Here is a 1,748-nt window from a genome sequence, read left to right on the forward strand (position 1 = left end):
AACGCATGGTGTCCAGATGCTCCTTAGAAAGGAGGTGATCCAGCCGCACCTTCCGGTACGGCTACCTTGTTACGACTTAGTCCTAATCACCGATCCCACCTTCGACAGCTCCCTCCTTGCGGTTAGGCCACTGGCTTCGGGTGTTACCGACTTTCATGACTTGACGGGCGGTGTGTACAAGGCCCGGGAACGTATTCACCGCAGCGTTGCTGATCTGCGATTACTAGCGACTCCGACTTCATGAGGTCGAGTTGCAGACCTCAATCCGAACTGAGACCGGCTTTTTGGGATTCGCTCCACCTTACGGTATCGCAGCCCTTTGTACCGGCCATTGTAGCATGCGTGAAGCCCAAGACATAAGGGGCATGATGATTTGACGTCATCCCCACCTTCCTCCGAGTTGACCCCGGCAGTCTCCTATGAGTTCCCACCATGACGTGCTGGCAACATAGAACGAGGGTTGCGCTCGTTGCGGGACTTAACCCAACATCTCACGACACGAGCTGACGACAACCATGCACCACCTGTATACCGACCTTGCGGGGCAACCATTTCTGGAAGTTTCCGGTATATGTCAAGCCTTGGTAAGGTTCTTCGCGTTGCATCGAATTAATCCGCATGCTCCGCCGCTTGTGCGGGCCCCCGTCAATTCCTTTGAGTTTTAGCCTTGCGGCCGTACTCCCCAGGCGGGGAACTTAATGCGTTAGCTGCGACACGGAGACCGTGGAAAGGTCCCCACATCTAGTTCCCAACGTTTACGGCGTGGACTACCAGGGTATCTAATCCTGTTCGCTCCCCACGCTTTCGCTCCTCAGCGTCAGTAACGGCCCAGAGAACTGCCTTCGCCATCGGTGTTCCTCCTGATATCTGCGCATTCCACCGCTACACCAGGAATTCCATTCTCCCCTACCGCACTCTAGTCTGCCCGTACCCACTGCAGGCCCGAGGTTGAGCCTCGGGTTTTCACAGCAGACGCGACAAACCGCCTACGAGCTCTTTACGCCCAATAATTCCGGACAACGCTTGCACCCTACGTATTACCGCGGCTGCTGGCACGTAGTTAGCCGGTGCTTTTTCTGCAGGTACCGTCAAGCCGAAGCCCTTCTTCCCTACTAAAAGAGGTTTACAACCCGAAGGCCGTCATCCCCCACGCGGCGTTGCTGCATCAGGCTTTCGCCCATTGTGCAATATTCCCCACTGCTGCCTCCCGTAGGAGTCTGGGCCGTGTCTCAGTCCCAGTGTGGCCGGTCACCCTCTCAGGCCGGCTACCCGTCGTCGGCTTGGTGAGCCATTACCTCACCAACTACCTGATAGGCCGCGAGTCCATCCTTGACCGAAAAACTTTCCACCCGCACCCGATGCCGGGGCAGGTCGTATCCGGTATTAGACGCCGTTTCCAGCGCTTATCCCAGAGTCAAGGGCAGGTTACTCACGTGTTACTCACCCGTTCGCCACTAATCCACCCAGCAAGCTGGGCTTCATCGTTCGACTTGCATGTGTTAAGCACGCCGCCAGCGTTCGTCCTGAGCCAGGATCAAACTCTCCGTAAAAAAATTACGAACACCAACCCCGAAAGGAAGGCACTCAAGTTTGACCTCTAGCAAATAAGACATCATTACTGACATCAATTTCCAAAGGAACCCAACCGGATCACAAGACCCGGACGGGGTTATAAATTTGGCATTGAACATAGTGCACGCTGTTGAGTTCTCAAGAATCGGACACATCCCGCCTCCACACCAGAAGAG

At 55.3% G+C, this 1,748-nt stretch carries 1 rRNA gene; it reads right to left on the reverse strand.

Annotation, left to right across the window (positions count from 1 at the left end):
* Nucleotides 1-27: 27 nt before the first annotated feature.
* Nucleotides 28-1,550, reverse strand: a 16S ribosomal RNA gene (locus MT351_RS19775).
* Between the last annotated feature and the right edge of the window lie 198 nt (nucleotides 1,551-1,748).

It is taken from the genome of Rathayibacter sp. VKM Ac-2926, from assembly GCF_022815565.1.
In the GTDB taxonomy this organism is placed as follows: domain Bacteria; phylum Actinomycetota; class Actinomycetes; order Actinomycetales; family Microbacteriaceae; genus Rathayibacter; species Rathayibacter festucae.